Origin of the sequence: Alistipes communis, from assembly GCF_006542665.1 — a bacterium.
Lineage (GTDB): Bacteria > Bacteroidota > Bacteroidia > Bacteroidales > Rikenellaceae > Alistipes > Alistipes communis.
Genome location: NZ_AP019735.1, coordinates 2864282 through 2883188, shown reverse-complemented (window position 1 = coordinate 2883188; position 18907 = coordinate 2864282). Strand labels below are relative to the sequence as shown.

The 18907-nt window shown below is 57.5% G+C and carries 14 protein-coding genes and 2 tRNA genes; 4 read left to right on the top strand and 12 right to left on the bottom strand.

Translation table 11 applies throughout. The annotated features are described in order from the left end of the window. Window positions 1-106 precede the first annotated feature (106 nt). From FMF02_RS11730 to FMF02_RS11705, 6 genes are all read right to left on the bottom strand, one after another. A complete protein-coding gene (locus FMF02_RS11730; RefSeq protein WP_141413275.1) occupies window positions 107-1933 on the bottom strand; it encodes a fimbrillin family protein in 1827 nt (608 codons plus the stop codon). 138 nt (window positions 1934-2071) lie between these two features. Continuing rightward, entirely contained in the window at window positions 2072-3700 is a 1629-nt protein-coding gene (locus FMF02_RS11725) for a helix-turn-helix domain-containing protein (RefSeq protein WP_162502306.1), read from the bottom strand. A gap of 358 nt (window positions 3701-4058) precedes the next feature. Continuing rightward, window positions 4059-4132 (bottom strand) — tRNA-Asp (locus FMF02_RS11720). 57 nt (window positions 4133-4189) lie between these two features. Beyond that, entirely contained in the window at window positions 4190-4723 is a 534-nt protein-coding gene (locus FMF02_RS11715) for an RsmD family RNA methyltransferase (protein ID WP_026074731.1), read from the bottom strand. After that, complete coding sequence (locus FMF02_RS11710) at window positions 4714-5271, bottom strand: hypothetical protein (protein WP_019129575.1); 558 nt, start codon at window positions 5269-5271, stop codon at window positions 4714-4716. Before FMF02_RS11710 ends, FMF02_RS11715 begins: the two co-directional genes overlap by 10 nt. Before the next feature lie 22 nt (window positions 5272-5293). Beyond that, entirely contained in the window at window positions 5294-5932 is a 639-nt protein-coding gene (locus FMF02_RS11705; RefSeq protein ID WP_019129576.1) for a hypothetical protein, read from the bottom strand. A 49-nt stretch (window positions 5933-5981) separates the two neighbouring features. Here FMF02_RS11705 and FMF02_RS11700 point away from each other — a divergent pair, with 49 nt between their 5' ends. The 3 genes from FMF02_RS11700 to mutS all read left to right on the top strand — a co-directional run bounded on the left by FMF02_RS11700 (window position 5982) and on the right by mutS (window position 10871). Further along, window positions 5982-7397: an ATP-dependent DNA helicase gene (locus tag FMF02_RS11700; RefSeq protein WP_141413273.1), complete on the top strand. Its 1416-nt coding sequence runs from the start codon at window positions 5982-5984 to the stop codon at window positions 7395-7397. Next, window positions 7390-7971 (top strand): uracil-DNA glycosylase family protein, encoded by a 582-nt coding sequence (locus FMF02_RS11695; protein WP_141413272.1) that lies wholly within the window; start codon window positions 7390-7392, stop codon window positions 7969-7971. Before FMF02_RS11700 ends, FMF02_RS11695 begins: the two co-directional genes overlap by 8 nt. A 230-nt stretch (window positions 7972-8201) precedes the next feature. Further along, complete coding sequence (mutS, locus tag FMF02_RS11685) at window positions 8202-10871, top strand: DNA mismatch repair protein MutS (protein WP_026074733.1); 2670 nt, start codon at window positions 8202-8204, stop codon at window positions 10869-10871. Between the two features lie 63 nt (window positions 10872-10934). Here the strand turns inward: mutS and FMF02_RS11680 are convergent, their stop codons facing one another. The 5 genes from FMF02_RS11680 to FMF02_RS11660 form a co-directional block, all read right to left on the bottom strand. Next, complete coding sequence (locus FMF02_RS11680; protein ID WP_141413269.1) at window positions 10935-12962, bottom strand: TonB-dependent receptor plug domain-containing protein; 2028 nt, start codon at window positions 12960-12962, stop codon at window positions 10935-10937. Window positions 12963-13041: 79 nt separating this feature from the next. Further along, window positions 13042-13644: a thermonuclease family protein gene (locus FMF02_RS11675; protein WP_019129581.1), complete on the bottom strand. Its 603-nt coding sequence runs from the start codon at window positions 13642-13644 to the stop codon at window positions 13042-13044. Window positions 13645-13658: 14 nt separating this feature from the next. Then, window positions 13659-14951, bottom strand: coding sequence for a cysteate synthase (locus FMF02_RS11670; RefSeq protein WP_141413268.1), 1293 nt, complete (start codon window positions 14949-14951; stop codon window positions 13659-13661). 26 nt (window positions 14952-14977) lie between these two features. Beyond that, window positions 14978-16117 carry a carboxynorspermidine decarboxylase gene (gene nspC / locus FMF02_RS11665; protein WP_141413267.1) on the bottom strand — a complete coding sequence of 380 codons (1140 nt, stop codon included), beginning with the start codon at window positions 16115-16117 and terminating at the stop codon, window positions 14978-14980. A gap of 152 nt (window positions 16118-16269) precedes the next feature. After that, on the bottom strand, window positions 16270-16431 hold the full coding sequence (locus FMF02_RS11660; RefSeq protein WP_019129584.1) for a hypothetical protein: 162 nt from the start codon (window positions 16429-16431) through the stop codon (window positions 16270-16272). Window positions 16432-16590: 159 nt separating this feature from the next. Here FMF02_RS11660 and FMF02_RS11655 point away from each other — a divergent pair, with 159 nt between their 5' ends. Then, the gene (locus FMF02_RS11655) at window positions 16591-18657 is read left to right on the top strand and encodes a cation:proton antiporter (RefSeq protein WP_026074734.1); all 2067 of its coding nucleotides are present in this window, start codon (window positions 16591-16593) and stop codon (window positions 18655-18657) included. A 153-nt stretch (window positions 18658-18810) separates the two neighbouring features. On the opposite strand, the gene FMF02_RS11650 is transcribed toward FMF02_RS11655, so the two are convergent. Then, window positions 18811-18884: transfer RNA gene (locus FMF02_RS11650), tRNA-Met, on the bottom strand. Between the last annotated feature and the right edge of the window lie 23 nt (window positions 18885-18907).

Here is an 18907-nt window from a genome sequence, read left to right as displayed (position 1 = left end):
TTTTTGTGCTCCGATCCGTGCTTCGTCGATTTTCCGCTGCTTTGCAAACCGCCCCGCCCGATTCTCGAAGGAGTTACGGGCAGGGCGGGTATGTTGGCAACCGCGGTTATTCGATGTCCCGAACGCATCGCACGTAGTTGGCATCGGGGCCTACGATGGTTCCGAGACCGCTGCGGGGCGTCGGGCCGAATGACCATGTCGCCGGATTTCGGCCGCCACGTCCGGCGGACATGCTGGCTACCCAATAGTAGTCGGCATTCAACGGAGTGAATCCTTCCACCTTGTATAACGGCGTTTCGGTTACGGGCGCATTGTCGGCACCGTAGGAACTTTCGGGCGCTCCGCCCATCGTGAAGATAAGCGCCATCTCCATCATGGTAGGTTTCCGCCAACCTTCGGGACACGAGAATCCGCTCCATACGACTTTTCCTGCGGTCGCGTCCGTATTGGCGACTTGCAGCTTTCGGGAGATCCGATCGGCATCGGTGTTGCCGTCGTGATCCGGAGTCGTGGTCCAATTCTCGTGGAATACCGGACGCTCAGCATCGTATAGCACATTGAAAGCCGAAGGGATCACACCGCCGTCGTTGTCACGCGATACGATGACAGGACCGTCGGGAAGCGTTGAATCGACATAGGGATATTTCTTGCCTCCCTCAGGCACGTCTTTGACGCATCGTGCGGCCGTTATGCCTGCTTTCGGCATGTAAAGCCCCATCCAAGGCATGATGTTGTACCCCATTGCGCTTTCTCCGGTCGGATCTTCCAGCGAGGTGGTCGATGTCCAGTAGGAAGCGAAACGGAGATTATTGCCCTCGATGCCGTTCATGTAAAAGAGCGTCATCAGCCCTTCGTTATAAGTGGGCAGCCGATATCCGGAGGCTTCACATGCCGCTTTCGCATCGTTCCAGTCGATGTTGGCCGCTTCGGCCGCATCCGTGGGAGCGAGCAGGAATGCCGGCATGGCGTTGTCCGTATAGTCGAGCAACTTGTTTCCCGGAATTTCGAGGTCGATGATATACTCCTTGCCCGGAAGTATTTGGGCCATGTCTACGAAGGGAAAGCCGAGTTTGTCGCCGTCGACGGTGACAACGATGCGGGCGTTGTAGGTAATATTCTGAGGAATAAGATAGAGATATCCATCTTTGGCCGTCACGTCTGTCATGGTTTCGGTGGCGGTCACGTAATCATGCCCTTCGTCGTAGTTGAGTTTCGCTTGGTATTCGGTCGTCGAGAAGTCCAAAACCTGCGTCCAGGTCATCGATCCCTGATCGTCGGCATTCAATGCGATTTCACCCTGCCACTGGATACCTCGCACCGCGATGTTCGAAACCTTGTTGCCCTGTCCTTTGATCCGGAATCCGATTTTCGACATGACGGATCGAAACTCCAATCCGACCGCTTCTTGGCGATTCCGGATATCCAGAACCGGAGTCGCAAGACAAATATCGGTATGACAGTCGGTGGCCGAAGGCATTTCGTAGCGCAGAACGGGAGCTCCGACATGAGATGCGTCGCTGACCGAAAGTCCGTTGGATGCCGTTGCATAAGGAGCATAGGCCATGAACGAGAAATCGAAGGATCCGTCCGACGGCCAATACACGATCGGATCGTAGTTCCAGACGCCGCTCCCATCCTTTTCGACCCGTATGTCGTGCATGAGGTCGGGCTGCGCCCATTCATCCCACTTCGTACTCGTATCGAAGGCGAATACCCCGATCTGCGAATGGCCGGTCGCACCGGAGAACGAAGGAGCAAACTCTATGGCATGTCGCTCCGGTTCTGGTTCCGGTTCCGGCGTAGGCTGCGGTTCTGTGTTCGTATTGGAAGCGGGATCATCGACGGGATCATCGTCGCCGCATCCCTGGGGCAAAGTCAGAGCGACAAGCGCTGTCAGCAAGAAAAACCTTTTGAGGAAGAGTTGCGTCGTCATAGCAGAAACGGAATTATTATGGATAACTTAATGCTGTCGACACAAAATTAGACCGCCGTGCGGAAACGCGCAAACGGATTCGACGTCGGGAAACGTAAATTGATGTTTCGCGGCGTGGAATCCCGTTCCCGCCGACGATCAATTCGTCTCCTGCGCGTCGTTGTACATGCGCCTCATCTCTTTCCGGAATTTGGTCGGCAGCATCCCGATCGATCTTTTGAAAGTCGCGGAAAATGTTTCCGGCGTTGCGAACCCCAGCTCGTAGGCGAGCGCCTTTATCTGTATGTCGTTATCGGTTTCAGAGAGGATGTGGCGGGCTTCGTCGATGCGGCACGAGTTGATGTATTGCGAAAACGACATTCCGCTGTTCTCGTTGATCGCTCTCGACAAATAGGTGCGGTTCGTTTCGAGTCGGTCGGCGATCTTATCGACGGTGATATCGGATCTCCGATAGATTTTTTCCGTTCGCATCAGTTTCTCGAATTCCGAAAACAGCGCTTGCCCCTTTTCGTCCGAAAGCGAGGAGACGGTATATTTCCTGCCTCCCTCCGATTGGCTGTACAGCTCCTTGATCGTTTTTTCTTTCTGAATAAGTTCGTGTTGCTGTCTGACGATTTGCCGGTAGCGCTGATTTTTACGACGGTAGGCGATGAACAACGCAGCGAGCAGTCCGACGAGAACCGCTACGGTGAAAATCGTGATGTTCAGTTTCTGTCTTTCACGCAGCAGGTCTAGTTCCTTTCCGCGCAACTCCTTTTCCTGTTTTTCGGATTCATATTGCACGCGAAGTTCGTTGATCGCCCGCTCGCGGCCGATATTGAAGATGCTGTCGAATTCGGCATGATATTTTTTATAGTAGTCGAGGGCTCTCTGCGGCCTGCCCGCCAATTCGTATGCCTCCGACAGCTTTTCGTAGAGCTGGTAGCGGTAAAACGCATTGTTGCGCTTGTTGACGAATTCGAGCCCCTTTTCCAGAACCGACGTGGCCCGACCGACCGAACCGTTCGCCATCAGGTAACTTCCATAATTGAGGTAAGCCAGCGTATTGCTTTTTTCACTTCCTACGTGGGCGACGGCACGTTTGTAATAGCGTTCCGCCTCGCTTTTACGACCGAGTCCAGCCAGTATATTCGCGTAGAGGCTATATGCTTCGGCATACTCGATGTAGTTTCCGCCGACAGCGAGCGCCGTTTCGATGTACCGGAGAGCCGTCGCCGGATCGCCCTGCAAGTAGTAGTACATATAAGCCGTTACGAAAGATCCTGAATAGAGGAGCAGCGGATCGCCGTTCGCAGTTCCGATGTCGACGACTTGAAGCGAATACTTCAACCCATTGGGGTCATTGCGCAGGTAGTGCGCCATCGCGATGTTATTGAGCACGACCGGATAGGCCTGTTTGTCGGGACTCAGTTCGGCGTATTTGAGCGCTTCCATGAAATAGGAAAGCCCGCCGAGATAGTTCATCTCCATCTCCGAAGTGTAGATGGCCAACGCGTTGTCGATCGCGGTCAGCGCCCGATAATCCTTCGCTGCGAGGGCCAGATCACGTGCTCTGCCGTAATAGAGTTTTACGGAATCGTTCACTTCGCGCGCCAATACGTGTCCGGTGTAGATCAGGCCATACAAACGGGCTTTGTCGTCTCCCATTCGTCCGAGGGCGCGCAGGCGGCCGGCGGCAGCGACCACTTCTTCGAAGTTCCCCTTTCGGCTTTGGGCAGCGGCGTATTCGATCAAAGAATCGATGTTCGTGTCGGGTGGCGCCGCCATACCGTTACGGACAATCGCGAGGACAGAGAAAAATATCAGTTTCCGGAAATTTGTCACATTGCAAAGATAAAAAGTTTTTGCGTCGAGAGAATGGATGCGGCATGAAAAAAACATTCCGCTCCGCTTGACCGGTTCGGGATCGGACGAAAGTCTGTCCGCCGAAATCCCTTGATACATCGACGTCCGTTTCGACCGGTATTGCTATTTTCCGGCGGCGGAACCGTCGTGCCCCGCCACCACATGGCGTATCGGGGATGCCGGCGCTGTGCGATGTCGAATTTCGATACGGGAAGATGCGGAATTTTGATTGACAGGTATAAAGATACCCTGATCGAATAGATCAGGGTATCTTTTCAAGCGGTGTGTAGGGGACTCGAACCCCTGACCCCGTGCGTGACAGGCACGTATTCTAACCAGCTGAACTAACACACCTTTTGCTGATTGCGAATGCAAAGGTAGTACAAATTTTCGAAAATACAATACTTCCCTTTATTTTTTGAAGAAAGAAAATTGCACGCTGCCGTAACTTCTTAATTGCCAGAAAGCGTCTCGATCCGAAAAATCCATGTTACGGGAGTGTTCGAAGATCAGCAGACCGCCTTCGCGCAACAACCCGTTGTCCAGCACCAGCCGGACGATTTCCCCGCTGCCTTCCAAATCGTACGGGGCGTCGGAGAAGACGATGTCGAACTGTTTCGGGCAGCTTTTCAGGTAGAGAAAGGCGTTGGCCTTGACTGGATAGATCGTTTCGCATCCCAGCTCCCGCGCCGTCTGCCGGATGAAGTTGTAGTGCACGGCGTTGATTTCGACTGCCGTGACGCTGCGAGCGCCGCGCGAAGCGAATTCGTAGCTGATCGATCCCGTGCCAGAGAAGAGGTCGAGTACGTCGCACTGTTCGAAATCGACCAGATTGGTCAGGACGTTGAAAAGGTTCTCCTTGGCGAAGTCCGTCGTGGGACGCGCCCGCAAATTCTTCGGAGGGTTGATCGCCCTACCCTTGTATCTGCCGCTGATTATTCGCATCGTACATCCCTGAAATACTTCCGCAACTGGCGGGCCAGCGTGTCGCTTCCCGACAGGCAGAGCGGATAGGTTTTGAGCGGAAACGTCCGGTCGAGCCGGCCGAGGTAATAGAGGACGTCGGCCGTCCCCTGCGCCCGTACCACTTCGGCCAGCCGCAGCACGTTGTCGTAAATCTTTATGTAGAGCAGCCCGTCGGTATGGATCAGCCATGCGCCCTGTCCCGCAAATTTCGGCTGAAACAGCAGCGGAGAGGTAAAGGTCACCCGATCGCCCGCCGTCTCGGCCAATTGACGGCGGCACTCCTTGTCGACGGCCATTACGGCGATCTGCTGCCGTTGCGGATCGCTGTATACCGCACACTCCGTCTCCGCACAGCCGAGCCCCGCCAGCGCAAGGTAGTTCGGAGCCGATTCCCGTTCGAAGACCTCGGCCGGTACCAACAGCGTTTTGTGCGTCAGTACCGAACATACGACGCGGTCGGCAGCTGCATACTCTGCCGGCAGCTCTTTCGGAAAAGAATGTCCACCCGACCGAAGCCGGATGGACATCTCTTTCGAAGGAGTCGCGGAATTACTCCCAGTTGCCTGCTTCATTGTTCGCACCCTCCATCGAACCGAACTTGATTCCGGGATACTTGTCGTAGGCGACGACCTCCGGAGCCTTGATGAGGTTGATCACTTCCTGACGGAACGTAACCGTATCGAGGAACTTCACGTAGGGGGCCTTGACCTCGACGACCGGAACGACGACCTTCGACTCGGTCGTAACCATGCCGGCTGCGATCGTGAATTCGGCCTGCTTGTTCGTTCCCGGTATGTAGCGGAAATTCTTCACCTGATCGGGCGAAAGCTTCTTCGGTGCGAAGATCGTGTCGATAACGGCTACCGTGAAGGTTTCGATATTTTTCTTGCCGGCTTTTTTCAGCTGTGCCATGGCCACCGAGTCGTCCTCGTCGACGATACGGCGCTGACCCTCGATCGAATCGTTGAGAACGAAATTGATCAGCGTATCGAAATCGCCCGTAAAATGCTGGTATTTGGACTTGAACGCACGTTCGGCGGTACGAATGTCCTTGATGCGCTCGATAACGGCCTCTTCCTTCGCTTTTTTCACGTTTTCAAAACGGATGGGTGTCGAAATCTGATCGTAGATGACATATACCAGACCTACGATCACCAAGGCAAGAATCAGTTGAACGATTTTTTTCATTTCAATTATTTGTTTAAGTTTGTATCCCGTTTAAAAAGGTAACGCTGCAATGTTTAACACGACAATCGCGACCCAAATTTACGCCAAAATTTGTTTCGAAGCAACAAATAGTCAAAAAAAAATCATAGAAAATTTATCGGAATACCTCTCGGGCGACGATTTTTCGCGGATTTTCGTACTGAACGGTTTTGCCGGTACGGGCAAGACGACGTTGATCGCCGCGGTAGTTGCCGCGCTCAAAGAGTTAAGAATAAAGCCCGTGCTGCTCGCTCCGACCGGACGGGCGGCCAAAGTGCTCGCCCGCTACTGCGGGGAGCAGGCGCTTACGATCCACAAACGCATCTACCGCCAGCGCACCAACGCCGATTACGAATCGAAATTCTCGCTCGACTTCAACAGGGAACAAGGTGCCGTCTTCATCGTGGACGAAGCCTCGATGCTCTCCGATTCGACGGGCGACGGCGCACTGTTCGGCAGCGGATCGCTGTTGGAAGACCTGGTGAGTTACGTGCGCAGCGGACGCGGTTGCCGGTTGATTCTGGTCGGCGACAGCGCGCAGCTGCCTCCCGTCGGGTGCGATTTCAGTCCGGCGCTCGATCCGGCGACGGTTTCGCGCTACGGCGAAGTCGTCTACGGGCTGATGGACGAGGTGGTGCGCCAGCAGATGCAGTCGGGTATTCTGTTCAATGCTACGCTGGTGCGCTGCATGCTCGAAAACCGTATCTACGAAATACCGAAATTCGAAATGGACTACCCTGATTTCGAGTCGGTAGAGGGCGGTGATTTCATGGAAAAGTTGCAGGATGCCTTCGACCGTTACGGTCGCGACGAGGTGATCGTCATCACCCGGTCGAACAAGCGGGCGAACCGTTACAACGAAGGGATTCGCCGTTATATTCTCAGTGCCGAAGAGGAGATCGAGAGCGGCGACATGCTGATGGTCGTGAAAAACAACTACCACTATGCGGCGGCGGATGCCCAGGGGGCGATGAACTTCATCGCCAACGGCGACATCGCCCGGCTTGTCCGCCTGCGTCGCTTCGAGGATTTCTACGGATTTCATTTCGCCGACGCCGTGCTCTCGTTCGCCGATTACGGCGACATGGAGATCGGTTGCAAAATCCTGTTGGATACCATCAAGTCCGAATCGCCGTCGCTCACGCGCGAGGAGAGCAACCGCCTCTTCTACGAAGTCGAAAAGGACTATGTCGAGACGAAAAGCAAGATCAAACGTTATAAGGAAATCCGCGAAAATCCGCATTTCAACGCCGTACAGGTGAAGTTCGCCTACGCCGTGACCTGCCACAAGGCGCAGGGCGGACAGTGGCGGGCGGTCTTCGTCGACCGCTGCTTGTTCGGCGACGAACCGATGACCCGCGACATGCTGCGCTGGCTCTACACGGCGCTGACGCGCGCCACCGAAAAACTCTATCTGGTAAATTTCGATCCCCGATTCTATGAATAACCCGTCTTCGGAGGTTCATCCTCTCGCCCCGTTCCTGCCCGACGGCGCGCGCGTGCTGATGCTGGGCAGCTTTCCGCCCAAGCGCGTGCGCTGGTCGATGGAATTCTTCTACCCCAATCTTCAAAACGACATGTGGCGGATCATGGGGCTGCTCTTTTTCGGCGACAAGGCCCATTTCCTGGCCGATCCCAAGCATTTCGACCGCGAACGCATCATGGCTTTTTGCCGGACGGTCGGGTTGGCGCTCTACGATACGGCCAGCGAAGTCGTCCGCCTTCGGGACAACGCCTCGGACAACTTCCTGCAAGTCGTGCGACCGACCGACGTGTGCGGTCTGCTGGATCGCCTGCCCGAATGCCGGGCCGTCGTGACGACGGGCGAGAAGGCGACCGAAACATTGGTGGGGCAACTCAGGTGCCAGCGTCCTGCTGTCGGCGGTTCCGCACCGTTCGAATACGCCGGCCGCCGGATGCAGCTCTTCCGTATGCCGTCGTCGTCGCGCGCTTATCCCCGGTCCGTGGAATGGAAGGCGGAGTTCTACCGGAAGATGTTCGCTGCGGTCGGTATGATCTGACTTTTTGTCTTCGGTTTCGCCTCGGATGCTCTGTCCGGGTCAAGCAAAATTGGAAATAATTTGCTTCTGCGCCCGACTTTTCGTATCTTTGACTTCGTCGAAGATACTCCCGCTCGGCAATGTTCAAATAAATTTGACATTGCCCTCGTTTATTCGTATCTTTGCTATCCCGAAATTGGTCTGAATAAGACTTATTTCGCACTACACATTGTATATTTTATTGCATGATTATGGCAGGTACGGATAAGAAATATGTAGAGACTCCGCTGATGAAGCAGTACTACCAGATCAAGTCGGTTCACCCCGATGCGATCCTGCTCTTCCGCGTGGGCGATTTCTACGAGACGTTCGGCGACGATGCGATCAAGGCCAGCGGGATTCTGGGCATCACGCTCACCCGCCGCGCCAACGGGTCGGCGACCTTCGTCGAGCTGGCGGGATTCCCCTACCACGCCATCGACACCTACCTGCCCAAGCTGGTGCGGGCAGGGGAGCGCGTGGCGATCTGCGAACAGCTGGAAGACCCCAAGCTGGTGAAAGGACTCGTCAAGCGGGGCGTCATCGAGCTGGTTACGCCGGGCGTCGTTCTGGGCGACAACCTTCTGGCCAACAAGGAAAACGTCTACCTGGCTTCGGTTTACTTCGGCCGGCAGACCACGGGCGTGGCCTTTCTCGACATTTCGACCGGCGAATTCTACGTGGCCGAGGGACCGGACAACTACATCGACAAACTCCTGTCGAATCTCTCGCCCAAAGAGATCATCTACCAGCGGGGATTCGACGAGCGGTTCCGGCAGGCTTTCGGCACGAACTACTACACCTACAAGCTCGACGATTGGGTCTTTTCGGAGGAACTGAACCGCGAAAAGCTCTGCAAGCAGTTCGGCACGCAGTCGCTCAAAGGGTTCGGCATCGACCACATCTCGGCAGGCATTTCGGCCGCCGGCGCCATCCTCTACTATCTGGAATTCACCGAACACAAGGAGATCGGCCACATTGCATCGATCTCGCGGATTGACCAGGACGACTACGTGTGGATCGACAAGTTCACCATCCGCAACCTGGAACTCTTCACCACCAACGGTTCGCGCGACAGGAGCAGCTTCGCAAACGTGATGGATCGCACGCTCACGCCGATGGGCGGCCGTCTGCTCAAACGCTGGATAGCCATGCCGATCCGCGACATCGGGCGCATCAACCGGCGGCTGGACGTGGTACAGCGCTTCGTGGAGGACAGCGATCTGGCGGAAGCCGTCGGCGAGCAGGTCTCGCTGATCGGCGACCTGGAACGCATCGCTTCGCGTATCGCCGCCGCGCGCGTGACGCCGCGCGAACTGGTGCAACTGAAAAATTCGCTCGCTGCGATCGAACTGCTCAAAGCGATCCTCGAATCGACGGACGACGGGAATCTCCACCGGCTCGCCGCCGAGATCGACGTGCTGGCGCAGATGCGCCTGAAACTCGAACGGGAGATCTATCCCGATCCGGCGAACAACCAGATTCAGAAGGGCGGCGTAATCGCCGACGGGGTCAATCCCGAGCTCGACGACCTGCGTCGCATCGCTCTGCACGGCAAGGACGTATTGCAGCAGATCCAGCAGCGCGAGAGCGAACTGACGGGTATCCCGTCGCTCAAAATCGGCTACAACAATATCTTCGGATACTTCATCGAGGTGCGCAACGCCCACAAGGAGAAGGTACCCGATACGTGGATCCGCAAGCAGACGCTTTCCAACGCCGAGCGTTACATCACCGAGGAATTGAAGGAGTACGAAGAGAAGATTCTCGGCGCCGAAGACCGCATCCTGACGCTCGAACAGGAGATTTACAATGCGCTGATCGCCTTCGTTTCGCAGTCGCTGTCCCAACTGTTGCGCGATGCACACGCCGTGGCGCGCGTCGACTGTTTCCTGTCGTTCGCCCGCATCGCGCGCGAGCGCAACTACGTGCGCCCCGAACTGGACGACGGGGCGCGCATCGACATCGAACAGGGGCGTCATCCGGTCATCGAGACGCTGATGCCCGTGGGCGAGAAATATATCCCCAACGACATCCGGCTCGACGACGAGGAGCAGCAGATCGTGATGATTACCGGCCCTAACATGTCGGGTAAGTCGGCTCTGCTGCGGCAGACGGCACTCATCATCCTTATGGCGCAAATGGGCTCGTTCGTTCCGGCACGCCGGGCGCACATCGGCGTGGTGGACAAGATTTTCACCCGTGTCGGCGCGTCGGACAATATTTCGCAGGGCGAGTCGACCTTCATGGTCGAGATGCTCGAATCGGCCAGCATCCTGAACAACATCTCCGACCGCAGCATCGTGCTGCTGGACGAGATCGGCCGGGGCACGAGTACCTACGACGGCATTTCGATCGCCTGGGCGATGGTCGAATACCTGCACAACCACCCCACGGCCCATGCGCGGACGCTCTTCGCGACCCACTATCACGAGCTGAACGAGATGGAAAAGATGTACCCGCGCGTGAAGAACTACCACGTCACGGTCAAGGAGATGAACAACACGATCGTCTTCCTGCGCAAGCTCGAACGCGGCGGCACGGAACATTCGTTCGGTATTCATGTCGCCAAAATGGCCGGCATGCCGGCGTCGGTCGTGTCGCGCGCCGACGAGATTCTCAAAAACCTGGTGAAGGTCTACGGCACCGACGAGATCGTGCCGAGCAAAAGCCCCAAACTCCGAGGGCGCAAGCAGGCGTCGGTCAAGGATGCGGTCGAAGAGGCCGACAAGGGGGCGTCGATGCAGTTGTCGATGTTCCAGCTCGACGATCCGGTGCTGGTGCAGATCCGCGATCAGATCAAGGGACTGGACATCGATTCCCTTACGCCGCTCGAAGCGCTCAACAAGCTGAACGAGATCAAGAAGATCGCCGGTATCTGACAGTCGTGCAAGAAAACGGAGGCTGCCTTTCGAGGCAGCCTCCTGTCTTGTTTCAGTCGCCGGTCAGCGAATTGTAAGGGTAATGCCGCCCGTAATCCAGAAATTCGGACGACGAAGCCCGCCGAAATCGCAGTAATCGGTGTCGGTGATGTTGGCCAGATCGACGTGTAGAGCGACGATCCCTTTCTCCCATCGCAGGTGTCCGTCGAGCAGAAAATAAGGACTGAAATCGACCTCTTCGGTCTGCATTCGCCCTTTGTCGTCGGTCAGCAATTTCCCGTCGGCGTCGCGCAGGTAACGGTTGTAAAAGCCGTAACGATCGAAGAGGGTTCCGGTCACGGCCAGAGAGAAGCGACGCAGGAAACGAATCTCCGCAGCGAACGACAATTTGTGGCGCATGTAGTCGAGAATGCTCGACGTCCTCACGTCGCTCAGACGCGATGTGGTCAGATACCCGTAAGAGACTGTCGCGCGACGCACTACTCCTCCGTCGGAACGATATCCGCCCGATGCCTCGATGCCGAATGTACCCAGATGCGACTCTTGCTCCGAGTGCCATTTGTCATATAGGGTCCGGTCGCCGATCGTCAGTTCGTCGCGCCACACCCAGTCGATTACATTGCGACCGTCGCGGTAGAAGAACTGTACGGAGGCATGCCATTTTTCGATGGCGTAACCTCCTCCGATATGGTAGGTGACAGCTCGTTCGGGTTTGAGATTCGGATTGTTGACCTGCGCTTCCGACGTATAGTAGAGGTCGGTGAACGTCGGTAACCGCATCGACTGTGCGGCTCCGGCTTCCGCTTGCCAGCCGCCGTTGCCGTAGCGTCCCGATACGGCCCAAGAGACCGACGTCCCGTAGGGCGTAAAGCTCGCACCGGCCGAAGCGGCGATAGCGAAACGGCGCCATCTCATGGAATGGCGCAGCCACAGATTGCCCACGTGGCGTTCGGCTTCGCACTTGTAGCGGCCGCGCGGAGCGGCCATCGGTTCGCCCAGATTGGAGCTGAAAATGTGGTGATAGATGTAGTCGCCACCCAGCGAAGTGGAGCCTCCCCGCCACTGCAAGTCGCCCCAAAGCTCCGCTCCGACGTTGTCGGTGTTGTGGTAATTGGTCGGTGTACCGCGTGTCCATTCATAACGGTCGAAATTCTTGCGGTAACTTGCATCGGCGCAGATTCGGAAAAGCCCCCACTCCTTGATCCATCGCAACGAACCGAGCGCCGTGGCGGTCTGTTCGAACTGATCCGGATTGTAGGCGGCATAGAATCCGTTGGACCCGAAGCGCCGGCCCTGTCCGCCAGTCTGAAAGTCGAAGAATCCGGCTTTCGGCGAATCGTATGTCATACGGAGGTACCCGTTCACGTTGCGGAAGTCGGTATTGTGGATATATCCGTCGCTGCGACGCAGCGATCCGGCGGCGAAGAGCACGAGACGGTCGCGTGTAAGAGCTCCGGACAGATTGGTATAGCCATACCCGTGTTGCCCGCCTTCGGCTTTGAGCCGAAGATAGTTGCGATACAAAGGAACGGTCCGGACGTTGACTGCACCGGCATAGGCACCCACTCCCGGAATTCCCTCGATGAGTTCGATACCCGACACGCAATCCATGTCGATCGGCAGCGAATGGGTCTGGTGTCCGGTGCGGGCATCGGTGAAATTGATGCCGTTGAGCAGCATCATGGTTTGATCGGGCGATCCTCCGCGGATCGAGATGTCTGCCTGCACGCCCTTGCCGCTACGCTCGCGAATGTCGATCGAAGGGCTGAGGCGAAGGGCGTCTTCCAGCGTCTGGAACGGCGCGGCAGCCTCTGTACCCCGATCGAAAACGGGCGTTTGCGACTGAATGCTGCGGGAGGGACTCAGTCGTGTCCCCGTCACGCCGACCGGCTCGATTCGCATCACGCGGGATACGCCCGAGGTGTCGGCCTGTTGAGCCGCAGCCGTTTCAGTCGTCAGCAAGAGAATGGACATCCCGACCGCAAGCACCCCGATCGTCACTTGGCGGTGGAGGCTGGCGAACACGGCATAGTTCGTACGGCTCCAACGCTTGAAGCACGGGATCGGCTTCGCGGTTGAATGTTTCTTCATCTTGATGAAGTTTTTTAGATGGTTAATGAATAAAAACGAACATAGGCCCTGCCCAAAGGAGGAGCCTATGTTTTGTCGGTTACTTTTCGACGTGTCGTTTGCGCCACTCCCACGGCGCGACGTGGTCGGGCGAAGCCCAGATGCCGACGCCCTCCTCCTGTGCGAATCGCTCGGAGCGGATGTAGCGCAGTTCATTGACCGTATCGTTGCGATACCACGCAAATCCCGAACGCAGCATCAGATCGGCCACGTCGTCGTTGTCGCGCGTGGTGGCGATCACCCGCACACCCTGCGGGGTGCGTCCGCCCTTGGGCGTCACCTCGACGCGGCGTTGCAGGATCATGTTGTAGAGGTATTTGCGTGCCTCGTACCCCTGCGGCTGTTCGATTTCGGGAGCCTCGATGCTGTACACGTTGTAGGTCAGCGTATCGCCTCCGTCGTCCAGACCGAGGAACGTATCGCCGTCCACCACGCTGATTACCCGCACGGGATAGCTGCGCTGGACGATCTCCGCCTGATGTCCTTTTCCCCGTCCGATGAGTTTCAGCCCCAGGACGGTCAGCATACCCACGGCGATCGTGGCGATCAGGACGCCGTTGCGGAGCTTCCGTTTGCGGCTGTTCCTGCGGTGCCGCCGGTGGTGACGGCGACGGGATGTTGTCGGGTTCGATTGTTCCGCCATAGTCTAATTGAGTTTTAGTCGAACAGGGCTTCGGTCTTCGCTACGACCTCCTCCGGATCGGGCGTGAGCGGGAAGACGAGGCTCGGTTCGAGATACCAGAGTTCCTTATCCTGCTGGCAGCGGTGTTCGCCGCCGCCCGTAATGTTGAGCATGACGATCTTCTCGGGGTCGATCCGCCCGTCGGCCACGGACTTGACGAGCGACGCCGTGGCGATTCCCGCCGCAGAGTAGATATCGATTCCCTCGGTCTCCTCGAACAGGGCGCGAGCCTTGCGTGCCTGTGCGTTCGTCGCTACCATGATGTCGCCGCCGGTGGCTTTGAGCGCGTCGTACAAACCGCCTGCCAGCGAATAGGGAGGTTTGCGGTTCGAGAGTACTTTGGCGTCGATGATTTCGGCGTCCCGACGGGCCTTGGCGGCTTCGTAGGGCAACATCTCGCGCGAATCGACCCGCCATGCGTCGAACATCGGGACGAAGGGGGCGTTCTGCGAGACGACGAGTTTCATCGTCTTGTTGCCGAAGCGGCCGTCCTCGTTCAGGCGCATGTTGGCCTCCCATGCTGCGATGGCGCCCGTGCCGCTGCCGACAGCCTGGAAATAGTAGTCCGGAATCTCGCCGATGGTCGTGGCGGCCGACAGCACCGTAGTGCCCATGCCGTCGCGGCGGGCGACATTCTTCGCGCCGCCTTCGGCGTAGAACTTCCGCGATTTGAGGGCCAGGTTGCTCAGGAAAATCGCGTCGAAATAGTCGCCGCCCCGTTCGGGACAGATCAGTTTGACGCAGGGGTTGAGCGGCCGGTCGAACCAGAGCGCCGAGATGTTCTCTTCGGGCACCGACAACAGCAGCGGAATGTTGTTGTCCGAGCAGACTTTGGCGAAGGCGCGCGCCGTATTGCCGGCCGAGGCGACCACCAGAATCCGGTTGTCGCCCTCGCGGATGCGGGCGCAGACGCTGTATGCTTCGGTCTCCTTGAAGGAGCAGGTCGTCATCTTCGCGCCGATCTCGGGATAATAGCCGTTGAAGGTGATATAGAGGTTTTTCAGGCCGAGGTAGTCGGCCAGACCTTTGCTTTTGTAGGTTACGGGTGCGCTCGAACCCTGCAACATGCGGCGGACCGGCAGCCAGTCGCAGAATTTGTAGAAGCCGTAGCTGTCGGGGCGCACGTCGATCTGCCGGACGGCGTAACGAGTGCGGATCATCGAAGGGATTTTGCAGCAGGGATCGTCGAGCATCCAGCCTTCGTCTTCGAACTGCCGCCCCGTAGCGACGCATTCGAGCGTGTAATGAGTGGGTGTAAAATTCTCCATGTAGTATCTTTGGGTATCTTTGGTTTTCAGGACATGCGCCCTTTGAAATCGGCGTAACCGAATTCCCGGACGATGCGGACGGCTCCGTCGGCGTCGGCGACGGCGATCGCGGGGTGCGCCACGCCGTTGAACATCGTGGTCTTGACCATCGTGTAGTGGATCATATCCTCGAATACGATCCGCTCGCCGACCTGCAATTCGTGGTCGAACGCCCAGTCGCCGCAGTAATCCCCCGCCAGACAGCTGTTGCCGCCCATGCGCCAGCGCCGGTCGCCTTCCTGCGGTTCGCGGGCCCCGACGATCGCCGGCTTGTAGGGCATTTCGAGGCAGTCGGGCATGTGGCAGGCGAACGACACGTCGAGCATGGCCGTGTGCACGCCGCCGTTTTCGACGATGTCCTCGACCGTCGAGACCAGATAGCCCGTGCGCCACGTAAAGGCGCTGCCCGGTTCGAGAATCAGCCGCAGGCGGGGATGGCGCGCCCGAAAATCGCGCAGCAGCGCGATCAGGTCATCGCAATCGTAGTCGGCGTGGGTCATCAGGTGGCCGCCGCCCATGTTGAGCCACTGGATGCGGTCGAGATAACGGCCGAAATGCCGCTCTACGGCTTCGAGCGCCTTGCGGAGATGCTCCGACCGCGATTCGCACAGCACATGGAAATGCAGCCCCTCGATCCCGTCGGGCAGACCGCCCTGCGTTTCCAGCTCCTCGGCGGTCACTCCCAGCCGCGAACCCGCCACGCAGGGGTTGTAAAGATCGGTCTCCACGGGCGAATAGCGCGGGTTGACGCGCAGACCGCACGAGATGCCGCGCAGCAGCGCCATTGCACCGAAACGGCGGAATTGTCCGAGCGAATTGAAGGTGATATGGCTGCTGCAATCGAGTATCTCGCCGATATTGCGGTCGGTGTAGACCGGAGCATACGTGTGCGCCGGCTGCCCGAACTCTTCGCGTACCAGCCGGGCCTCGGCGGCCGAACTGGCCGTCGCGCCGTCGCTGTGACGCGCCAACAGGGGGAAGATACTCCACATGGCGCACGCTTTGAGCGCGACGATCACCTCGGCGCCCGACTCGCGGCGCACGCGGTCGACGACCGAAAGATTCCGCGCCAGCAGACGTTCGTCCAACAGAAAACAGGGCGAGGGAACCCGCTTGAAATCAATCATTCGTTGTTCAAAGAATTAACGTGCAAATATACATTAATATCGTAAAGCAGCACTAAGTATAAATACCCATTCCCGCAGAGACGAAGAAAAAGCGGAATTTACCCGATTACACAGGGTAAATTCCGCTGTCGGCCGCCCTGCGGCGGAGCGGGTCAGCGCTTCGGCTCCTTGTCCGCGGCGAAGGCCTCTTCGACCTCGCGTTCCTTCCTCATACGGTCCTTACGGGTGTAATCCTCCACCTGATCGACCAGTTCGTTGATGTTGTCCTCGAAATTCTGCTCGCAGGGCGTGCAGGTCGTCTGTTCGTCTTTCATAATTTTTATTCGTTTGATGTGATACGGTTTCCCTTCCCCGTGCAAATTGCATACAAAAAGACGATCCGTTCTGCACGGACACCGCGGAAAATCGTTCCGCGAGTTAGGAAAAACGGGGAAAATTTCGTAATTTTACGATTGAATAAATCGAAATCGTCTATGATATTCCTCACCGCAATGGATTTCACGCTTCCGCTGGCCGATCCCGTGCTGAAGTTTCTCATCATCCTGCTCATCATTCTCGGAGCACCGTTGTTGCTGAACAAGATCCGCATCCCGCCGCTGTTGGGGCTCATCATCGCCGGAGCCGTGATCGGCCCCCACGGCTTCAACCTCGTCCTGCGCGACAGCAGCATCATCCTTTCGGGCACGGCGGGGCTGCTCTACATCATGTTCCTGGCGGGATTGGAAATCGATATGGGCGATTTCAAACGCAACAGCCTGCGCAGCCTGACTTTCGGTCTCTATACCTTCTGCGTGCCGATGGCGCTCGGTATCGTCGCGGGATACTACCTGCTCGGCTTTTCGTGGCTCACTTCGGTACTGCTGGCCAGCATGTTCGCTTCGCACACGCTGATCGCCTACCCCATTATCAGCAAGCTGGGAATCAGCAAGAACAATGCGGTCTGCATCACCGTGGGCGGAACGATGATTACCGATACGCTCGCGCTGTTGGTGCTGACGATCGTCGTCGCGCTCTCGACGGGTAACGCCGACGACATGTTCTGGGTGCGGTTGGGGCTGTCGATCACGGCCTTCACGCTCTTCGTTCTGTTGGGATTCCCCCTGATCGGGCGCTGGTTCTTCAAAAGGGTGCACGACAACATCTCGCAATATATCTTCGTGCTGGCGATGGTCTTTCTGGGTGCTTTTCTCGCCCAGCTGGCCGGACTGGAAGCGATCATCGGATCGTTCCTCGCGGGGCTGGCGCTCAACAGGCTGATTCCCGCCACTTCGCCGCTGATGAACCGTGTGGAGTTCGTCGGCAATGCGATCTTCATCCCGTTCTTCCTGCTCAGCGTCGGGATGCTGATCGACTACCGTGCTTTCTTTACCAGTTTCGAGACGATCAAGGTCGGCGCCGTGATGATCGTCGTGGCCACGGCGGCCAAGTTCATCGCCGCATGGCTCACGCAGAAGACTTTCCGTATGTCGGTCGATCAGCGGCGCGTGATCTTCGGGCTGAGCAATGCGCAGGCCGCAGCGACGCTGGCGGCCGTGCTGGTGGGCTACAACGTCATTCTGGGAACGACGCCCGACGGCGAGCCGATCCGGCTGCTGAACGAGAGCGTGCTCAACGGTACGATTCTGATGATTCTGGTCACCTGTACGATGGCGTCGTTTTCAGCGCAGAAGGGGGCGCACAATATCGCCATGGAGGAGTCGACGGACGTCGAGGAACCCGACCGGAACGAGGTGGAGATACTCATTCCGGTCAGCAACCAGGCCAACGTCGAGGAGCTGGTCAACCTGGGGCTGTCGCTCAAGCCGAAGCGCGCCAAGAACGGATTGCATGCGCTCACCGTCGTCGATGACAAGGGTTCCGACGGCACATCGGCGAAGCGCTCGAAACGGTTGCTGCAACTGGCCGTCGAGACGGCGGCGGCGACGGATACCCGTTTGCAGGAACTGCTGCGCTACGACCTGAGTCCGGCCAATGCCATTTCGGGCGTTATCCGCGAATGCGGCATTACCGACGTCATCCTGGGACTGCACGAACGCAAGGATATTTCGTCGGGATTCCTGGGGCGCGTGGCGGAGGGAACCATTGCCGACAACACGACCAACGTATTCATCTACAAGCCGGCGCAGCCGTTGTCGACCGTCAAGCGTCATCTGGTAGTCCTGCCGCCGCAGGCCGAAAAGGAGGCGGGGTTCCTCAGTGCGCTGGAACGTCTGGCCAACGTGGTCGGGAACACTGGGGCCAAGGCGGTGTTCTACGCCGCACCCGCCACGCTCGATCTGATTCGGGAACGCTTCGCGCGGTCGTCGAACGAAATCGGCTACGTCCCGTTCGTGAACTGGGAGGATTTCCTGATCGTTTCGCGCGACGTGCGTACCGACGATACGCTGTGGATCTGGATGAGCCGCCGCAACGGAGTCTCCTACGAATCGTCGATGGCGCGCGTTTCCCGCTATCTGGATCAGTATTTCAAAGGCAATAACTTCGTGTTGGTCTATCCGTTGCAGGCCAGCATCGACGAAGGATCGCGTTACCTCACCTGACCTTTCGGCCGGTTCCGGCAGCCGAAATCCGCTCGAATCCGCGTAACGCCTGCACAGCCGGCGGTTCTCGCGGCCGAAGAGGACAGAGTCTGTATCGAAACAATCCGGCCTGCATTTCAATGCAGGCCGGATAAGAAGTTGTCGATTTGTTCGTAGCGAGAGAGAGACTTGAACTCTCGACCTCATGATTATGAATCATGCGCTCTAACCAGCTGAGCTATCTCGCCATTGCTTTGAAAGCGAGTGCAAA

What these genes read in the sequence shown, in the direction of transcription:
- FMF02_RS11730 (WP_141413275.1), bottom strand. Translation starts at nt 1,933, where the DNA reads ATGACGACGCAACTCTTCCTCAAAAGGTTTTTCTTGCTGACAGCGCTT.
- FMF02_RS11680 (WP_141413269.1), bottom strand. Translation starts at nt 12,962, where the DNA reads ATGAAGAAACATTCAACCGCGAAGCCGATCCCGTGCTTCAAGCGTTGG.
- FMF02_RS11705 (WP_019129576.1), bottom strand. Translation starts at nt 5,932, where the DNA reads ATGAAAAAAATCGTTCAACTGATTCTTGCCTTGGTGATCGTAGGTCTG.
- FMF02_RS11695 (WP_141413272.1), top strand. Translation starts at nt 7,390, where the DNA reads ATGAATAACCCGTCTTCGGAGGTTCATCCTCTCGCCCCGTTCCTGCCC.
- nspC (WP_141413267.1), bottom strand. Translation starts at nt 16,117, where the DNA reads ATGATTGATTTCAAGCGGGTTCCCTCGCCCTGTTTTCTGTTGGACGAA.
- mutS (WP_026074733.1), top strand. Translation starts at nt 8,202, where the DNA reads ATGGCAGGTACGGATAAGAAATATGTAGAGACTCCGCTGATGAAGCAG.
- FMF02_RS11715 (WP_026074731.1), bottom strand. Translation starts at nt 4,723, where the DNA reads ATGCGAATAATCAGCGGCAGATACAAGGGTAGGGCGATCAACCCTCCG.
- FMF02_RS11670 (WP_141413268.1), bottom strand. Translation starts at nt 14,951, where the DNA reads ATGGAGAATTTTACACCCACTCATTACACGCTCGAATGCGTCGCTACG.
- FMF02_RS11700 (WP_141413273.1), top strand. Translation starts at nt 5,982, where the DNA reads ATGTTTAACACGACAATCGCGACCCAAATTTACGCCAAAATTTGTTTC.
- FMF02_RS11660 (WP_019129584.1), bottom strand. Translation starts at nt 16,431, where the DNA reads ATGAAAGACGAACAGACGACCTGCACGCCCTGCGAGCAGAATTTCGAG.
- FMF02_RS11725 (WP_162502306.1), bottom strand. Translation starts at nt 3,700, where the DNA reads ATGGCGGCGCCACCCGACACGAACATCGATTCTTTGATCGAATACGCC.
- FMF02_RS11710 (WP_019129575.1), bottom strand. Translation starts at nt 5,271, where the DNA reads ATGTCCATCCGGCTTCGGTCGGGTGGACATTCTTTTCCGAAAGAGCTG.
- FMF02_RS11655 (WP_026074734.1), top strand. Translation starts at nt 16,591, where the DNA reads ATGATATTCCTCACCGCAATGGATTTCACGCTTCCGCTGGCCGATCCC.
- FMF02_RS11675 (WP_019129581.1), bottom strand. Translation starts at nt 13,644, where the DNA reads ATGGCGGAACAATCGAACCCGACAACATCCCGTCGCCGTCACCACCGG.